This window comes from Lysinibacillus sp. FSL M8-0216 (assembly GCF_038595555.1).
GTDB lineage: Bacteria > Bacillota > Bacilli > Bacillales_A > Planococcaceae > Lysinibacillus > Lysinibacillus fusiformis.
The window spans coordinates 1,012,224-1,031,493 of the sequence record NZ_CP152007.1 but is presented as its reverse complement, the minus strand read 5'-3'; the positions used below and the strand labels follow the sequence as shown (position 1 = coordinate 1,031,493).

The window sequence follows — 19,270 nt, the reverse complement described above, 5'->3', positions numbered from 1 at the left end:
AACTAACTGTATATCCATCCATTGGTGATTTCCAATGGATGGATTTTTAATTGGGATATTAATGCCTTTTCCCCTTTTAACTTATTTTAAGCCAGATACACTTCTTTTTTTGAAAAAAACAGCCTTTCTTCTATCAAGAAAGACTGCTTCTTCGATACCAATTATTTTATTGGAGCATCTGCTGTTAATTCAATATCTTGCAGTTCTGTAGAATTTCCATATTCCACATTATAGTTTTTCACGCGTTTATTAACAGGTATAACTTCTGTACGGAAGAAAGTCGGCACTACCATTGCTTTTTCGCTCATATATTCTTGCCATGCTCTAAATGCTTTTGTACGTGTATCTTGATCCATAGCCTCTTCTGAGTCAATGGCGTCTAATAATTTTGTTAATTCAGGAGATACATAACGGCTAAAGTTAAATTCAGCACCTTCACCATATAATCCTTTTGGAGATGGATTTGTTCCAGTTCCCCATGCAGCTTGATACATATCGATTTCAGGATCATCTGCTTGAACTTTATCATAGAATGCGTTGAACTCGATAAGACGACCAGTAGTTAATTGTACGTCTAATCCTACTTCTTTCCAGTTTTGACGGAAATATTCAACAATTGCTTCATCTGTTTCTGAACCAGCCATTGAGGCTAAGCGAATAGAGAATTTCTTCCCATCTTTATCTTCACGAATTCCATCACCGTCAACATCTTTAAAGCCAGCTTTATCTAATAATTCTTTGGCTTTTTCAGGATCATAATTATAGCCTTCTAATGTTGCATCGTAGAATGATGTAAATACTGGTGGGATTAAAGAATTTCCACGCTCACGTAAGCCTTGATAGAATTTTTCTGCAACACCTTCAACATCCATTGCAAACGCAACAGCCTGACGTAATTCAATACTATTCATTTTTGATTTTTCATCAAATACGTTTACTTTATTTGTTGTATCATATTTTCCTAATTTAAAGCCGATATAAGAATATGATAATTCTGGTCGACCTAATAACGCTAAGTTTTGTAGATCCTTAATACTATCGTACTGATTAGTTGGATATGATGTTGCAAGATCATATTTCCCTGTTCTTAGTGCTTCACCAATTGAAGTTGGTGGAACAACCTCAAGTACTACTTTATCAACTTTCGGTTTACCTTTAAAATAATGTTCGTTTGCTACAAACTGTACAGATTCACCATTTACGACTTTATCAATTTTAAATGCACCAAGTGTTACTGGATTTTTACGCACTGCATCTGATGCAAGTAAGTCTTTCACTGGAATAGATTCTAATTGATGTTTAGGTTCTGCATACGCCCATAAACCGTCACCAATGGAGTAAATAGCTGGTGACACTTTTTTAAGTTGGATTTTAATACTCTTGTCATCAACTTTTGTAATACCAGAAATTGTATCTGCTTTACCACTATGGTATTCTTCTGCACCTACAATGTTTTTAAAATCATCATCATAACGAACACCTGTATAATCTGGATGACCAATTAGCTCATATGGGAAAATTAGATCATCAGCTGTTAAAGGTGTACCATCTGACCATTTATAATCACCTTGAATTGTAACAGTTGCTGTTTTTGCATCAGCATCAACGTCTAATTTTGCAATACCTTTGTCTGTAACAAGGAAGTTCCCATCTTGTTCAAAAAGCACATTTGAAGCAAATGCTAAAATTTCTGAATCATAAGCATCCTCATATAGCTCCCAGTTAAAAATACCTTGGAATGGAGAGCTTGTTACAAGTCCTACGCGTAATGTACCACCTTGGATTGCGTCTCCTTCATTTGTTACCTCCATTGGTAATAATGAATCTTTCGTTTCTTCTGATTCGCCTGCTTTTTCTGTTTCACCTGATTTTTCTGTGTTATCAGTTTCCGTGCCTTTTTCAGACCCATTGCCTCCACCACTGCAGGCTGCTAAAACTAGCATGAATGCAAATAGAATGGACAAAAATAACCAATTCTTCTTCATGTGTAAATCCTCCCCTTTATCCTAATCGTTGTTTTGCGTCAGCTGCACGTCTTAACGCTTGACCGACATAATTTATACCAAGCATCAAAACTAGAATTAATAATGATGCGGGCAACCAAATCCACCATTTTGAAGATAATACTATCGGGTTTGTTGCATAGCTTACTAGCGTCCCTAAGCTAGGTGTAGATGGCGGTAAACCAAAGCCTAAGAATGATAGACCCGTTTCAATGCCCACATTTCCTGCAAAGTTTAACGTTAATTCTACTATTAGCAACGAACTTAAATTTGGTAGTATCCCTTTAAACATAATGGCAAAATCACTAGTCCCCATTGTTTTCGAGGCACTAACATAATCTCTACGCCCTTCAGATAAAGCTTTACTTCTGACGAGACGTGCAGTCCCTATCCATTGAAAGGCACTTAAAATCAAAATCAACTCAAAAACACCATATTTCGGAATAATTGTAACTAACACAATGATAATCATTAATGTCGGTAAGGTCATAAGGAAATCAATGATACGCATAAATAAATTATCGATAAAGCCGCCATAATAGCCCATTATAATGCCAAGGGCGATCCCTAAGGCATTCGCAATAAGGGTAATAGCAACTGCAATTAATATAGAATTTTTCGCACCGATAATTAGCTGTCCATACATATCACGACCAGCCTCATCAGCCCCAAGGATATATCCATTAACACCAGGCTCTGTAAAACGCTCTAATAATTTAATCCGTAATATTTCATCCTGATTCATAAAGGCGGACATAATCAATATTACAATTATAAGCAATGTTATTCCAATAAATGACAATAACGCTAATTTATCTTTTCTGAATTCACGGATCACGACTTGAATTCCTGTTGGTGGCATACTTTCAACTTTCACTACATCATTTTTTTGCTCCATTTTATTCACCTCTCCTTATGCGTTCAATGTAACTGTTAGTCTATGCGGATACGTGGATCAACAATGCTCATAATGATATCTGACAATAGACTACCTAATAACGCTAAGAAGCCATAAAGCATAACAAGAGCTGTAATAACACTATAATCGCGACTTGTTACGGAATGGATGAATAATTGACCCATGCCCGGGAAGCCAAAAATTGTCTCTATGAAAATCGAGCCGCCTAATAAACCTGTAATTGTAAAGCCAAGGAAGGCCGCAATTGGTAATAAAGAGTTACGGAAAATATGTCTTCTATAGATTTTTTTCATCGGTACGCCTTTACTACGAGCTGTCTTAACATAATCCTGTGTTTTGGCATCAATAATCTCTGAACGTAAGTATTGAATAATCGTCGTTGTCGCTAAAATGGCATACGTCATTGCAGGTAGTATTAAATGATACAAGCGATTCCAATAATACTCGAGCGTTCCAGGCTCTACACCTACATCGACTGTTCCACTCGTCGGAAACCACATTAAACGATAGCCAAAAATATATAAGAAAATTAAGCCCAATACAAAGGTTGGTATTGCATAGCTTATAAAGCTATACAGAGTAATCGACTTATCATACAAAGTATCCTGCTTACGTCCTGCTATCATTCCTAATGGGATAGCTATTAAATAAACAAGGATGGTACTAAGTAGGGCAAGCCAAAATGTGTTTAATGCACGCTCGCCAATCAATGAGGACACTGCAAGTTTATATGTATAGCTTTGTCCAAAATCACCCTGAAAGGCATTGATCACCCAATGATAATATTGTACATACCATGGATCATAATAACCCGCTTGAATTCTAAGTTCTTCTATACGTGCAGGATCTGTTTCTGGTGTAATTAACCCTGTAAAAGGATCACCTGGCATTTGTTTTGCTAAAATAAAAATAATTAAGCTTAAGACAAACATTTGAGGAATCATTAAAATTACTCTTCTAGCTATTGTTTTCCACATTTCACATTCCTCCTGACATTGCAACCATATGTGTGTCTGAAATGGATTTCAGTGGATAGACTTTTCCATGCTCATCATAATATTTATGTTGCTCTTGTTGATAATTTCCTTCTACTTGTTGTCGAACTAATTTACGTTCATTCCTAGTCTCTGGTTCGATATTTGGAATGGCTGATAAAAGTCGGTTCGTGTATATATGCTGCGGATTTTTATAAATATCATGTCTTGTGCCAGTTTCCACAAAGCGTCCTTTATACATAATAGAAATGTGATCGCACATATGTTTAACAACGCCTAAATCATGGGAAATGAATAAGTACGTTAGACCATACTCATTTTGAATATCTTTCATAAAATTCAACACTTGTGCCTGTACAGATAAATCAAGCGCTGAAACAGGTTCATCCGCAATAATCATTTTAGGGTTACAAGCAACCGCTCGCGCAATGCCCAGGCGTTGCTTTTGACCACCTGAAAATTCATGGGGATACTTTAGTAAAACATCTTCTGACATCCCAACAATAGCAAGCAACTCTTTAATGCGCTTGCGTTCCTCTTGGTCACTAAGCTTCATAAAATTACGAATAGGCTCGGCTAGTATATCGAGAACGCGTTTTCTAGGGTTCATACTGGAATGAGAGTCTTGGAAAATCATTTGAATGTCTCTGTTATAAGCAGAATCCCTTTTTCTCTGCTGATTTGTCACATTTTCACCCTCATAAAAAATTTGACCTGAGGTGATTTTTTCTAAGCCAATGATCGCTTTTCCTGTTGTTGATTTACCTGATCCTGATTCTCCGACTAACCCATATGTCTTGCCCTTTTCGAACTCCATTGTTACGCCATCCACTGCATATACTCGATCAACAACGGTATTAAAAAATCCACCACGTATTGGATAGTGAACACTTAAATCTTTAATTTGCATAAAGCTCATACAGTCCCGCCCCCTTCTTCACCTTCAAAATGAAAGTGTTTCCAGCAGGTACATCTCACAAAATGTCCTGGTGCAATTTCATGTAATTGTGGTTTTGCTTCGTGTGAAGATGTATCAATCCACGGAATACGTCCTGAAAAACGACAACCTTCTCGAGGTAAATTAATTAAGGATGGTACCATTCCTTGAATAACCTCGAGTCTTTCATTTTCGCTATGTGTTTGTGGAATTGAATTTAATAGTGAACGAGTGTAAGGGTGCCTTGGATTATTGAATAACTCCTGAACGGGCGCCTCTTCTACGACTTCACCTGCGTACATAACTACAACTCGGTCAGCCATCTCTGCTACAACACCTAAATCATGCGTAATGAGAATAATGCCTGTCTCAGTCTCAGTCTGTAATGCTTTTAACAGGTCCAGAATTTGGGCCTGTATTGTAACATCTAAAGCTGTTGTTGGTTCGTCAGCAATTAAAATAGCAGGCTTACATGATAAGGCGATTGCAATCATGACACGCTGACGCATCCCCCCCGATAGCTGATGAGGAAATTGTCTAGCTACACGTTCTGGGTTTGCAATCCCAACTTGATTTAGTAATTCTAATACTCTTTCACTTCGCTGTTGTTTTGAAAGCTTTGTATGATAGATTAACCCCTCTTCAATTTGTTCGCTAATTCTCATTAAAGGGTTAAGTGCTGAAAGTGGGTCCTGAAAAATAAATCCTATATCATTACCACGTAAGTTATTAAATTGTTGGTCATTCAATTTAGCTAGATTTTGATTATTATAAAAAATATCACCAGTAACCTTTGTATTTACTTCGTTGTGCAAGCCTACAATTGTAGTCGCTAACGTACTTTTACCACAACCGGATTCTCCAACTATTGCTAATACCTCATTTTTTTGAAGCGAAAGTGAGACATCATCTACAGCAGCGTGGTATGTATCTTTTATGCGAAAACTTGTAGTCAAATTTGTTATTGTTAGTAATTCTTTTGCTGTATTCAAACAATCTCTCCTCTATAATTCAATATTCTGAAAATACAAACGGTACTTTATATCAGAATTATATATAGTTTTTCTCTCTTCTCCTCTCCTTTTTATCTTGGCAAGCGTGTTTTTAATAATTTTTTTGCCTTCCACTTGTCATCCACTGATAGAATTATCTGAAAATTAAACCGTGCTATTATTTTAGCTAGAAAACATGTATAAACGCAAGTCCCTTTTTCAAATTTTTTCAATCCGGCATATAAATTTCCACCATACATCTCCCTTTTAAAAATAGTTTTTTTATATTTTGGTTGTAAGAAATATTTTACTTCTTCTTTACAAAGTTACAATTTTCACAAATAAAAATTATTTTAATATAACAAAAATAATCATGTCATAAATTTATATTCACAAATAAAATGCTATTAATCTTAAAGAAACAAGTAATTCATAGCAAAAAATTAAAAGTTAACTTTTAGGGTAAAGTTATATTTCACACATTTTTACTTTCAATGAATAATTTCGGGCGTTGAAGTGCTAATATTTCAAATTACTTTGAGAAAACAATTTAAAGCTTTTAATTTTTGGCTATCTACCATACTTCTTAATTATTCCGAATTGACGAATTTTTATATAATATTCAATATAAAAATACTATTTAGAATATTTTTAAAGGAAATTACATGTTTTTATGTTAAAATTTCCAATGACAAAGTTTTATTATATTATTTTTTAATTTCAGCATATGGAAAGGTTGTCTGTGATGGCAAAAATTAATGATGAATGGTTTACAGTAGAAGAAATCAATAATGAAACGTATGCTATAAGTGAATATGGTCATTGGGAAAAAGTACATTCTTTTTTATTAATTGGGGAAAAACGCGCTGTTCTCATTGATACAGGTCTTGGGATCGATAATATTCAAAGGATTAGTAAACAATTAACATCTCTCCCCATTACTGTGATTACAACACATGTCCATTGGGATCATATTGGTAGTCATGGGGCGTTTCATGATATTTATGTTCATAAAGAGGAAGTTGATTGGCTAATCCATGGTATCCCTAAATTATCTATCGAACAGATTAGAACGGATGTTGGCCGTAATATTACGTTACCCACACCCAAAACGTTTAATCCATCGCACTACAAGCCTTTTCAGGGACAGCCTTCAGGTGTATTAGAAGATGGAGATGTTATAAATATAGGGAACCGAAAATTATCTATTCTCCACACGCCAGGGCACTCTCCTGGCCATATTGCGCTTTTGGACCATAAATATGGTTATTTGTTTACAGGGGACTTACTATATGATCAAGCTCCTATTTATGCATTCTTTCCAACTACTAGCCCTGAGGATTTAGTCCAATCTTTAGAGAAGATAGCTAACTTACCTTCTCTTACTAAAATTTTTGGTTCACATCATACATTAGGTCTTGACCCTTCTATCTTATTAGAGGTAAAAAAGGCAGTTATTACACTTCGAGAGAATAATCTAGTACATTTTGGGACAGGTATACATCGTTTTAATGGTTTTAGTATTCAATTTTAAATACCCTCTCCCTATTTAAATAGGAAGAAAAAAGCTGTTCTACAGGTCAAATAACCTATAGAACAGCTCAGACTGTAGACAAACTCGATGAATTTTGAGTTTGCCTACAGTCTTTTTTCTTTTACAATGAAATAAAGTAAAGCCGTTGATTTCCACTACGGGCGGACGCTTTCCGCGGGCGGGGTCGAGCTGCTTCCCTCGCTTCGCTCAGTCCAGGATCTCGACTTTCCCGCTTTTCCCGCAGGAGTCGCCGCCCTTCGTTCCAATCAACTTCTACATAAAGAACTCCTTATTAATCTATTAATAAAAAGTAAACTATTTTGAGGTGATCAACCATGATGACGAAAAATCAAACCAATGAACGTGAACAATTAGAAATGTTAACGATTGATCAATTAGTTCCCAACGATCATTTAGTGCGAAAACTAGAGGCTGCTATTGATTTTTCATTTATCTATCCTTTAGTAGAACATCTCTATTCACCTAATGGGCGTCCTAGTATTGATCCTGTTGTTCTCTTTAAAATGACGTTTATTCAGTACGTTTTTGGTATTCGGTCCATGCGTCAAACCATCAAAGAAATTGAAACGAATATGGCGTATCGTTGGTTTTTAGGATTTGGCTTCCATACAGAAGTCCCGCATTTCTCTACCTTCGGTAAAAATTATGTCCGTCGCTTTCAAGACACCGATATATTTGAACAGATATTCTATCGTATTTTAAAAGAGATTATGCATCAAGGACTCCTCCATGCAGACCATTTATTTATCGATTCCACGCATGTGAAAGCGAGTGCGAATAAACGGAAGTATGATAAAAAGGTTGTGCGAAAAGAAACACGGGCTTATGAAGAAAAACTTCAATTAGAGTTAAATATAGATCGTGAAGAACACGGAAAAAAGCCCTTTCCCCCGGAGAAGTTTGAAAAGGAAGAATGGAAAGAAATAAAGGAAAGTACGACAGATCCTGAAAGTGGCTATTACGTGAAGGATGAACGTACAAAACAGTTTGCATATTCCTTTCATGCTGCGACAGATGAAAAGGGCTTTGTCTTAGGTGCCATTGTGACTCCGGGAAATGTACACGATAGCCATGTATTGCAGCCACTTGTTGAAAGGGTCATTCAAAACGTTCAAAAACCATTAGCTGTTGCGGCAGATGCAGCCTATAAAACACCAGCGATTACGAACTTTTTGTTAGAGAATCAAATGTTGCCTGTTCTTCCGTATACACGTCCTAAAACGAAAGATGGATTCTTCCGAAAGCACGAGTATACATATGACGAGCACTATAATTGTTATCTTTGCCCACAAGGGCAGATATTGAAGTATGCGACAACGACGAAGGAAGGATATCGCCAATATAAATCGAATCCTTTGATTTGTGCGAAGTGTCCAAGCCTTTCCCAATGTACAGAAAGTAAGCATCATCAAAAACTCATTCAACGTCATATTTGGGAGTCGTATGTGGAGGAAGCTGAACATTTACGCCATTCCTATGACATCAAACAGATTTATGCAAAGCGCAAAGAAACGATTGAGCGTGTCTTTGCAGATGCAAAAGAAAAGCATGGTATGCGATGGACAACCTTAAGAGGTCTAAAAAAATTGTCCATGCAGGCGATGCTTACTTTTGCTGCCATGAATTTGAAGAAATTGGCTACTTGGACGTGGCAAGTAGCTTAAGAGAGCAACTATACTCGAAGAGTATGTTGAATTTGGTAGTATATTACCAAATGTTAAAGATAAAATAGGAAGAAAAATGACAAAAGCCATCGAGAGTGAACTTGAACTGCCCCGTAAAAGTTAGACATTAATCTAACTTTTACGGGGGTTTTTTTATGACAAAAGTAAGTGTTGAACAACGTATTCAAGCAGTTCAACGATATTTAAATGGAAATGAAACTTTGATCGAAATTGCGAATGATATCGGTGTTACAGCTCAGATTGTCAGTGAATGGGTTCGCCGTTATCAAAAAAATGGCGTAGAGACTTTCTTAAAGTCCTATACAAACTATTCAGCTGACTATAAAATGAATGTACTTAATTATATGAACGAGACAGGTACATCTTCGAGAGACACAGCTGCACTATTCAATATTTCATCTCCTGGCATGATTCGGAATTGGAAGTTGAAGTTTGAAGTTGGTGGTTATGATGCTCTTGTTTCTAAGAAAAAGGGGCATCTATCTATGAAAAAAGAGACAAAAAGAACAACGAAATCAACACCAGCTGAAGGATCTGTTGAGGCGTTAGAAGCACGAATCAAACAATTAGAAATGGAGAATGCGTACTTAAAAAAGTTGAATACTTTAGTTCAAATGCAAGAAAAATTACCAATCAAATCAAAGCGCAAGTAATTTATGAACTAAAGGAAATCTATGAAGTAGTGGAATTAATCAAAGTCGCTGATATTCCACGTAGTACGTATTATTACTGGGAAAAGCGTTTGAATCGTCATGATAAATACGCTGATGTGAAAGTCGCAATTCAGTCCATTTATCATGAACATAAGGGACGTTATGGTTATCGTCGGATCACCAAAGAACTAAAAAAATTTGGTATTCATCATGATCCGAAAACGATTAACTGCTTGATGAATGCCATTGGCATAAAGTGTGAAGTCCGCATGAAGAAATATCGTTCGTATAAAGGTAACGTCGGAAAAATTGCCCCAAACATATTACAACGCGATTTTACAGCGGAAAAAATGAACGAGAAATGGGTAACAGACGTGACAGAGTTCCATCTATTTGGTGAGAAACGCTATTTATCACCCGTCCTTGATCTATGTAATGGCGAAATCATTGCATACTCGGTTATGAAGCGTCCAGTGTATAAACTAGTCCATAATATGTTAGAACAAGCATTGGAGCGCCTTGAATCAAGTGATCAAGTTATTCTTCATTCAGATCAAGGTTGGCATTATCAAATGAAAAAGTATCAACAAACATTAAAGCAACATGGTATTACGCAGAGTATGTCCCGTAAGGGTAATTGTTTGGACAACGCAGTCATCGAAAATTTCTTTGGCTTATTAAAATCTGAACTCCTGTATCTACAAGAATTTGAATCTATGGCACATTTTGAACAGGAGCTCAATGACTATATTCACTACTACAATCACAAACGAATGAAAGAAAAATTAAAAGACCTAAGCCCGGTGGAGTACCGAACTCAGGTCTTAGCAGTTGCTTAACTAAATATGTCTAACTTTTTTGGGTCAGATCAACTTCTCGATGGGCTTTTGTCTACAGTCTGAGCTGTTCTACAGGTCAAATAACCTATAGAACAGCTTTTCATTATAGCTCTCCTGCCTTTAATTTTGCATGCCACTCTTTTAAGAATGGAATATCATCTTCTTTAATCGCACCTGATTCATTTGCTGCTTCAATCAGATAATCGAAGTTAGTTAATGAGACATATTGGATGCCTGCTTCATCAAATGCTTGTTCAGCTCGTGGGAGATTATATGTGTAGACACAAACAACTCCTAGTACTTCACAACCTGCTGCACGTAATGCTTCAACTGCCGTGATCGAAGAACCACCTGTTGAGACGATATCCTCTACTACAACTACTTTTTGACCCGCTGCGTATTTTCCTTCAATTTGATTGCCACGGCCATGTTCTTTCGCTTTAGAGCGTACATAAACCATTGGTAATTCTAAAATATCACTTACCCATGCTGCATGTGGAATACCTGCTGTTGCTGTACCTGCTACTATTTCCGTCGCACCAAAATTTTCTTTAATTACAGCTGCTAAGCCATTTGCAAGTTGTTTACGAATAATAGGGTCCGAGATTGTTAAACGTGTATCACAGTATATAGGTGATTTAATACCAGATGCCCATGTAAATAATTCAGTTGGATTTAATTCTACAGCACCCACCTTTAGCATAGCGTGTGCAATTTCATTTTGTAATGTCATTATTTATGCCTCCCATAATTCACTTACGATTTTATATGCCGCTACTGGATCCTGTGCACCTGTTACAGCACGTCCAACAACAATGAGTGAAGAACCATCACGCTTTGCCCCATCCGGTGTGGCAATACGTTTTTGATCGTGTGCAGCGCCACCTGCTAAACGAATCCCAGGTGTTACACGAAGAAAATCATCACCACACACTTCAGCTATTGCCTTCGCCTCGTGTACTGAACAAACGACACCTTGTAAGCCAGCTTGTTTTGTGAGACGTGCATAATGTAGAACAGACTCCTGTAAGGATAAAGTAATTCTTTGCTCTGCCTGCATTTGCTCCTCTGTTGTGGAAGTTAATTGTGTTACGGCAATTAATGCTGGACGTTCCTTGCCAGCAGATGTTCCGGCTTCTAGACCTTCTAGGGCAGCCTCCATCATTGGACGACCACCTGCCGCATGGACATTCACTAAATTTACTCCTAGTTTTGCTAAGCCCTTCATAGCAGAGCCTACTGTATTCGGGATATCATGCAGTTTTAAATCAAGAAAAATATCATGACCTAATTCTTTTACTTTGCGAACAATATCAGGTCCTTCTTGCATATATATTTCCATACCAATTTTCACGAAAAGAGGCTCATGGAAGTGCTTTAAGAAATCGAATACTTCTTTTTCTCCTGGAAAATCTAATGCTAGTATAGGTTTAGTATTCATTAACGATGGCTCCTTCCAATAATATCTGTTATATGTTCTACTCCAAGTGCGTCAAGTTTTGCTGGTAATTCATCAATAATATTTGGGCAAACGAAGTGGTCTACAAAATTTGCTGTGCCTACTGCTACAGCCGAAGCACCTGCGGACATAAAATCAATGACATCCTGTGCTTCTGTCACACCTCCCATGCCAATAATCGGAATATTGACAGCCTTGTATACTTCATAAACCATTCGGATGGCTACGGGCTTTACAGCAGGGCCCGATAGGCCACCTGTGCCATTCGCGATGACTGGTTTCCCTGTCCGCTCATCTAAACGCATACCTACTAATGTGTTAATCATTGTTATACCATCTGCGCCACCCGCTTCCACAGCCAAAGCAATGTCTACGATATTCGTTACATTCGGTGATAGCTTCACATAAACAGGAACAGTGGATACAGCTTTAACCGCTTTAACAAGCTCTCGCGCTGTGGTAGGGTCAGTCCCAAATTGAATGCCACCACACTTAACATTTGGACAAGAAATATTCAGCTCTAGAGCTTGGACATTAGGTGCTGCCGAAATACGTCTTGCTACTTCTACATAATCCTCAGTCTCCGTTCCGGCCACATTGGCAATGATTGGCACATCGTAGCCCTCTAAAAATTTTAATTCCTCATTCATCACTTTTTCAATGCCTGGATTTTGTAGGCCAATTGCATTTAACATCCCTGCTGCTGTTTCAGCTACACGCGGCGTTGGATTACCTGCACGAGTTTCAACTGTTGTTGCTTTAATCATGATTGCCCCTAGCTTAGATAGATCGTAAAGCTGTGCATATTCACGTCCAAAGCCAAAGCAGCCGGAAGCTGGCATAATAGGGTTTTTTAAATCTAAACCTGGTAATTGAATGTTTAAACGACTCATAATGCCACCGTACCTTTCGGGAAAACTGGACCATCAGAGCATACTTTGACATAATCTTTTGCTACTTGATCGGTTGTTTTGCAGACACATGCAAAACAAGCACCAATACCGCAGCCCATACGCTCTTCAAATGATAAAAATCCTTCTTTTTCTGGATAGAAGCCTTCAAGCGCTTTTAACATTGGTAGAGGACCACAAGAATAAAAGATATCGAATTCAGGTGCTCGGGACTCTAACACATTTGTCACAAAGCCTTTTGTCCCTTTAGAGCCGTCAACCGTTACATAGTGCGTTTCTCCAAGGGCACTGAATTCTTCCTCGTAGAAGCATACATCTTCCGTTTGAAAGCCGAGCACATGTATTGTTTTAACACCACGTGCGTTTAATTGCTTGGAAAGCTCGTGTAGTGGAGGCACTCCGATTCCTCCACCAACTAGCAGGGCTGTTCCTCCCTCTTTTACTGCGTCTACTGGGAAACCATTGCCAATTGGACCAAGGACGTTGACCTGTTGACCTTCACGATTTGTCGCTAACACTTTGGTACCACGACCCTCAGCACGGTAGATCATTGTAAATTCATTGTTGTCTTTATCTATATTTGCAATACTAATCGGTCGACGTAAAAGCGGCTCCAATGAATCCGACACCTTTACATGGACAAACTGGCCAGGAGTCATATCCTGAACCAGTTGACCATGAAGTGTCAGTTCGAAAATGTTTGTCGCAATTTGCTTTTGAGAGACGACCGTCATTTTCTCTTGACGTATCATATTAGTGTACTACCTCCGCTTTTGGCATTTCCTCTGCTGTAAATGTCATAGATTCGATGACACGTACCATTGCTTCTGCTGTATCTAATGATGTGAGACAAGGTACGCCATTTTCTACAGACTCACGACGGATTCGGAAACCATCTCGAGCTGGTTGCTTACCTTTTGTTAATGTATTAACAACAAGCTGAGCTTCACCATTTTGGATCAGATCGATCAGTGTTTGTCCTTTCGCACCAATCTTGCCAACGACATCTGTGCGCACTCCAGCTTCTTCAAATGCTTTTGCTGTTCCTTCAGTCGCTACAATGCGATAGCCTACTGTTGAGAAACGTTTCGCTAATGCGATTGCTTCTTCTTTATCCTTATCAGATACTGTAAACAATACTGTTCCTTCTGTGCGAATTTCCATTCCAGCTGCAACTAAACCTTTATAAAGTGCTTTTTCTAAAGTTGCATCTTTGCCCATTACTTCCCCAGTAGATTTCATTTCAGGGCCTAATGTTATATCTACACGGCGTAATTTGGCAAATGAGAACACCGGAACTTTCACAAATACACCTTTTTGTTCAGGCGCTAACCCTGTTGGATAGCCCTGCTCGACAATTGATTTCCCTAAAATAGCTTTCGTTGCAATATTAGCCATAGGGATATTTGTAATTTTACTTAAGAATGGTACTGTACGTGATGAACGTGGATTCACCTCGATGACAAATACCTCACCTTGGGAAATTACATATTGAATGTTCATTAAGCCAACGATTCCAAGACCTTTTGCAAGACGTGTTGTATAGTCTACTAATGTATCCTTTTGATGCTGTGTTAATTTCTGTGGGGGGTAAACTGATATAGAGTCACCAGAGTGTACCCCTGCGCGCTCAATATGTTCCATAATACCTGGGATTAATACATTTTCTCCATCACAGATAGCATCTACTTCAATTTCCTGACCTGTTAGATAACGGTCCACTAAAACCGGATGATCTGGAGATGCTTCCACTGCGTTCTCCATGTAGTGCTTTAACTCTTCTTGATTGTAAACAATTTCCATCGCGCGTCCACCTAGCACATAGGAAGGACGAACAAGTACTGGGAAGCCTAGACGCTCACCAATGGCAAGTGCTTCCACTGTAGAAACCGCTGTTTCACCCTGTGGCTGTGGAATATCTAAGTCTCGTAAAGCTTGTTCGAATTTATCGCGGTTTTCTGCACGGTCGATATCCTCTAGAGAAGTTCCTAAGATTTTCACACCATTTGCAGCTAACTTATCAGCAAGATTAATCGCTGTTTGACCACCGAATTGAACAACAACTCCGATTGGCTGTTCTAAGTCGATAATATGCATAACATCCTCGATTGTTAATGGCTCGAAGTATAATTTATCAGAAATTGAGAAGTCCGTAGACACTGTTTCTGGATTTGAGTTAATAATGATTGCTTCATAGCCTGCCTCTTGAATGGCCCATACTGAATGGACAGTAGCATAGTCGAATTCTACCCCTTGCCCGATGCGAATCGGTCCTGAACCTAGTACTACTACAGACGGTTTTTCTGACTTAATCGATTCGTTTTCTTCCTCGTATGTGCCGTAGAAGTAAGGTGTTTCAGATTCAAACTCTGCTGCACATGTATCAACCATTTTATAGACAGGAATAATTCCATGCTCTTTACGATATGCGTAGATTGCTTCTTCTGTCGTGTTCCAAAGCTCAGCAATTTTCTTATCGGCAAAGCCTAAGCGTTTTGCCGTACGTAGCACTTCTTGATCATCTTTATGGTCAACTAGTGTTTGTTCCATATCTACAATGTTTTTAAATTTATTTAAGAAGAATAAGTCAATGGCTGACCATTCATGGATTTGTTCAATTGTCACACCACGGCGTAATGCTTCCCCGATGAAGAATAAACGCTCATCCCCAGCCTTGCGGATACGTTTTTCGATCCAAGAATCAGAGTTGTCTTCAGGATGCTTTAGCTCTAAGTGAACTTGACCTGTTTCAAGTGAACGAACCGCTTTTAACATCGCTTCCTCGAATGTACGGCCTAGCGCCATCACTTCACCAGTAGCCTTCATTTGCGTGCCAAGATTACGCTTAGCTGATTCGAATTTATCGAATGGCCAGCGTGGGATTTTAGCGACAATATAGTCTAGAGCAGGCTCAAAGCAAGCATATGTTGATCCTGTTACAGGGTTTTTAATTTCATCTAATGTTAAACCAACTGCAATTTTTGCTGCTAGCTTGGCAATTGGATAGCCTGTTGCTTTAGAGGCTAAAGCAGAAGAACGTGATACACGTGGATTTACTTCAATTACATAGTAGTTGAAGCTATATGGATCTAGTGCTAACTGTACGTTACAGCCACCTTCGATTTTTAACGCTCGGATAATATCTAATGAAATATTACGTAGCATTTGATTTTCACGATCTGATAGTGTTTGAGTCGGTGCTACTACAATCGAATCACCTGTGTGAATTCCTACTGGGTCAACATTTTCCATATTACATACCACAATGGCATTATCGACTGCATCGCGCATTACTTCATATTCGATCTCTTTATAGCCTGCAATTGATTTTTCTAGTAAGCATTGTGTTACGGGTGAATATTTAAGGCCTGATGTTACGATTTCCTCTAAATCCTGATCATTGTAGCAAATACCGCCTCCTGTACCACCTAGCGTAAAGGCTGGACGAACAATAACAGGGTAACCAATTTTGACTACAAACTTTTTCGCTTCGTCTAAGGAATGGATAATATCAGACTCAGGTACTGGAGCACCCAATTCGTACATTAAGTTACGGAATAAATCTCGGTCCTCTGCTTTATGAATAGCATCTAATTTTGTTCCAAGAATTTCTATACCAAGCTCATCTAAGATGCCTGATTGATCTAATTCAATCGCCATATTCAGACCAGTTTGACCACCAAGCGTTGGCAAAATAGCATCTGGGCGTTCTTTACGTAAAATGCGAGAGACAAAATCAAGAGAAATCGGTTCGATATAAACTTTATCCGCAATTTCTGTATCAGTCATAATTGTGGCAGGGTTTGAGTTGATTAAGATAACACGGTAGCCCTCTTCTTTTAATGACAAACAAGCTTGTGTTCCTGCGTAGTCAAATTCTGCTGCTTGTCCGATGACGATAGGGCCTGAGCCGATTACTAAAATTGTTTCAATATCTGTACGTTTAGGCATGTTGTTTCCCCTTCCCTGCTTCTACTTCCATCATTTCGATAAATTCATCAAATAAGTGGTTTGAATCTTCTGGTCCTGGTGATGCTTCTGGGTGGTATTGTACTGTGAAAATTGGATATTTTTTATGACGTACACCCTCACATGTACCGTCATTTAAGGCGATATGCGTTAATTCTAAATCAGTATCTTGTAATGATTCGATATCGATAGCGTAGCCGTGATTTTGAGATGTTAAATCTGTACGACCTGTGCGTAAATCTTTTACTGGATGATTGCCACCACGGTGTCCAAATGGTAGTTTAAAGGCTTTCGCTCCACTCGCTAACGAAAAGATTTGATGACCTAAGCAAATACCGAACATTGGCACTTTTCCGATTAAGTTACGTACTGTTTCGATACCTTCTTGGACATCTTCTGGATTTCCTGGTCCGTTTGATAGCATGATGCCATCTGGATGCCAAGCTAAAATTTCTTCAGCTGACGTATTGTAAGGAACGACTAGTACATCACAATCACGTTTATTTAATTCACGAAGAATGCCGTGTTTCATGCCGTAGTCAATTAAGACCACTCGTTTACCTCGTCCAGGTGATGGATAGGCAGCTTTTGGCGATACTTCACGTACATGGTGTGTTATAGCTGGTGTCGTTTGCAATTGCGCGATAACCTCACTCACATTTACTTCTTCATCGGCTGCTGTCAAAATCGCCTTTACTGATCCTTTACTACGAATAATACGTGTTAATTTACGCGTATCAATTCCCTCAATACCAGGAATATCTTTCGATGTTAAATAGTCATCTAATGTTAAATCGCAACGGAAGTTAGAAGGCGTTTTAGCTAGTTCGCGTACCACAAATCCACGTATAGCTGGCGTGATGGACTCAAAATCATCTCGGTTAATGCCGTAGTTTCCTACCATTGGATACGTCAATGTAACAATTTGACCGTAGAATGAAGGGTCTGAAATTGTTTCTTGATACCCTGTCATACCTGTCGTAAATACAACCTCACCCTGTGAAGCACGATCACTCCCAAATGCTGTACCTGTAAATACTGTGCCATCCTCTAAAACTAGTAAACGTTTTTTCATTACTCTGCCTCCTGATATACGATATTTCCTTCAAAAATGGTTAGTACCGGCCAACCTTTTGCAACCCAACCGTTAAATGGTGTATTACGTCCTTTTGATACAAAGCCTTCCGCATCAATTGTTTGTTCTTTTTGAATATCTATTAAAATCATATCCGCTGAAGCACCAACTGCTAATGTGCCATATGGTAGATCAAAAATTTCAGCTGCTTTCACGGACATCCAGTCGATTAATTGTTTTAAAGTCCATTTTCCTATTTCAACAAATTGTGTATAGAGTAGTGGAAAGGCTGTTTCGAAACCTACAATGCCAAATGGTGCGCCCACCATACCACAGCATTTTTCTTCCACTGTATGTGGCGCATGATCTGTCGCGATACAATCGATAGTCCCATCAAGTAGTGCGGCATGTAGCGAATCTTTGTCATCAGCCCCACGCAACGGTGGATTCATTTTCCAGTTCGCATCATCAGATGGAATATCCATTTCTTCAAGTAATAAATGATGCGGACAAACCTCAGCTGTTACACGAATTCCGGCTGCCTTTGCATCTCTTACCGCACGAACAGATTCTTTTGTTGATACGTGACAAACATGGTAGCGTGCACCTGCAGCCTCAGCAAGCAGTACATCTCGTGCAATTTGAACGGATTCGCAAATGGAAGGAATCCCTGGAAGATCAAGCTCCTTATTCCGCTTTCCTTCATGCATAACCCCATCATAAATTAATGAATTGTCCTCGCAATGCGCTACAACTACCATATCGTGCTGGGCAGCATCCTTCATTTGCTCATACATGGTTGAAGCAAGCTGAATTCCTACGCCATCATCTGAGAACGCTACAGCTCCATGCGCCTTTAACTCCTCCACATTTGTTCGAACTTCCCCAGAAATATCCTTTGTTAGCGAACCGTATGGGAGTACTCGAATAACAGCACTTTCTTTGATCAGCCCATTAATAAGCTGCATGTTTTCCACTGAATCTGGTACCGGCTTTGTATTTGGCATGGCGCAAATTGTCGTAAAGCCACCTTTTGCTGCTGAGGCAGACCCTGTTGCGATTGTTTCTTTATGTTCAAAGCCTGGCTCTCGTAAATGTGTATGCACATCGACAAAGCCTGGCGCTACAATAAAGCCTTTACCCTCAATAACCTCCGCACCTACTACCGTTACATCTTGGCCAATTGCTGTAATTATTCCTTCTGCCATGGCGATATTGACTGTTTGCAGCTCACCTTGTTCATTTAACATTTGCACATTTTGAAGTACTTTCGTCATG

The 19,270-nt window shown here is 38.7% G+C and carries 15 protein-coding genes; 3 read left to right on the top strand and 12 right to left on the bottom strand.

All coding sequences use genetic code 11. The features are described from left to right. Positions 1-161 precede the first annotated feature (161 nt). From MKX57_RS04755 to MKX57_RS04735, 5 genes are read right to left on the bottom strand one after another with little or no spacing between them, the layout of a single operon-like run. Complete coding sequence (locus MKX57_RS04755) at positions 162-1,985, bottom strand: oligopeptide ABC transporter substrate-binding protein (protein WP_090001917.1); 1,824 nt, start codon at positions 1,983-1,985, stop codon at positions 162-164. Between the two features lie 16 nt (positions 1,986-2,001). Next, positions 2,002-2,901, bottom strand: a complete 900-nt coding sequence (locus MKX57_RS04750; RefSeq protein WP_008173808.1) for an ABC transporter permease — start codon at positions 2,899-2,901, stop codon at positions 2,002-2,004. Between the two features lie 35 nt (positions 2,902-2,936). After that, positions 2,937-3,899 (bottom strand): oligopeptide ABC transporter permease, encoded by a 963-nt coding sequence (gene opp4B / locus MKX57_RS04745; protein WP_008173810.1) that lies wholly within the window; start codon positions 3,897-3,899, stop codon positions 2,937-2,939. 1 nt (position 3,900) lies between these two features. Further along, the gene (locus MKX57_RS04740; RefSeq protein ID WP_008173813.1) at positions 3,901-4,836 is read right to left on the bottom strand and encodes an ATP-binding cassette domain-containing protein; all 936 of its coding nucleotides are present in this window, start codon (positions 4,834-4,836) and stop codon (positions 3,901-3,903) included. After that, entirely contained in the window at positions 4,833-5,846 is a 1,014-nt protein-coding gene (locus tag MKX57_RS04735; RefSeq protein ID WP_036226357.1) for an ABC transporter ATP-binding protein, read from the bottom strand. Before MKX57_RS04735 ends, MKX57_RS04740 begins: the two co-directional genes overlap by 4 nt. Before the next feature lie 745 nt (positions 5,847-6,591). Here MKX57_RS04735 and MKX57_RS04730 point away from each other — a divergent pair. The 3 genes from MKX57_RS04730 (at position 6,592) to MKX57_RS04720 (ending at position 10,578) form a co-directional block, all read left to right on the top strand. Beyond that, entirely contained in the window at positions 6,592-7,380 is a 789-nt protein-coding gene (locus MKX57_RS04730; RefSeq protein ID WP_090001919.1) for an MBL fold metallo-hydrolase, read from the top strand. Between the two features lie 335 nt (positions 7,381-7,715). Then, positions 7,716-9,065 (top strand): IS1182-like element ISBsp5 family transposase, encoded by a 1,350-nt coding sequence (locus MKX57_RS04725; RefSeq protein ID WP_008174389.1) that lies wholly within the window; start codon positions 7,716-7,718, stop codon positions 9,063-9,065. 155 nt (positions 9,066-9,220) lie between these two features. Further along, positions 9,221-10,578 (top strand): IS3 family transposase gene (locus tag MKX57_RS04720; RefSeq protein ID WP_085961709.1). Its coding sequence is split into 2 segments (ribosomal slippage): positions 9,221-9,674 and positions 9,674-10,578, totalling 1,359 coding nucleotides; the frame shifts between segments, so codons are not numbered across the junction. Positions 10,579-10,681: 103 nt separating this feature from the next. On the opposite strand, the gene pyrE is transcribed toward MKX57_RS04720, so the two are convergent. Genes pyrE through MKX57_RS04685 form a run of 7 tightly spaced genes read right to left on the bottom strand, consistent with a single transcriptional unit; the run spans position 10,682 to position 19,269 of the window. Beyond that, positions 10,682-11,311 (bottom strand): orotate phosphoribosyltransferase, encoded by a 630-nt coding sequence (gene pyrE / locus MKX57_RS04715; RefSeq protein WP_008173819.1) that lies wholly within the window; start codon positions 11,309-11,311, stop codon positions 10,682-10,684. 3 nt (positions 11,312-11,314) lie between these two features. Beyond that, the gene (gene pyrF, locus MKX57_RS04710; protein WP_239354253.1) at positions 11,315-12,019 is read right to left on the bottom strand and encodes an orotidine-5'-phosphate decarboxylase; all 705 of its coding nucleotides are present in this window, start codon (positions 12,017-12,019) and stop codon (positions 11,315-11,317) included. Beyond that, entirely contained in the window at positions 12,019-12,930 is a 912-nt protein-coding gene (locus MKX57_RS04705) for a dihydroorotate dehydrogenase (protein WP_096363706.1), read from the bottom strand. Before MKX57_RS04705 ends, pyrF begins: the two co-directional genes overlap by 1 nt. After that, positions 12,927-13,700, bottom strand: a complete 774-nt coding sequence (locus MKX57_RS04700; RefSeq protein ID WP_008173824.1) for a dihydroorotate dehydrogenase electron transfer subunit — start codon at positions 13,698-13,700, stop codon at positions 12,927-12,929. Before MKX57_RS04700 ends, MKX57_RS04705 begins: the two co-directional genes overlap by 4 nt. A 1-nt stretch (position 13,701) precedes the next feature. Then, positions 13,702-16,899: a carbamoyl-phosphate synthase large subunit gene (gene carB, locus MKX57_RS04695; RefSeq protein ID WP_008173826.1), complete on the bottom strand. Its 3,198-nt coding sequence runs from the start codon at positions 16,897-16,899 to the stop codon at positions 13,702-13,704. Beyond that, entirely contained in the window at positions 16,892-17,992 is a 1,101-nt protein-coding gene (locus MKX57_RS04690) for a carbamoyl phosphate synthase small subunit (protein ID WP_008173828.1), read from the bottom strand. Before MKX57_RS04690 ends, carB begins: the two co-directional genes overlap by 8 nt. After that, positions 17,992-19,269 carry a dihydroorotase gene (locus tag MKX57_RS04685; protein ID WP_239354252.1) on the bottom strand — a complete coding sequence of 426 codons (1,278 nt, stop codon included), beginning with the start codon at positions 19,267-19,269 and terminating at the stop codon, positions 17,992-17,994. Before MKX57_RS04685 ends, MKX57_RS04690 begins: the two co-directional genes overlap by 1 nt. Position 19,270 lies beyond the last annotated feature (1 nt).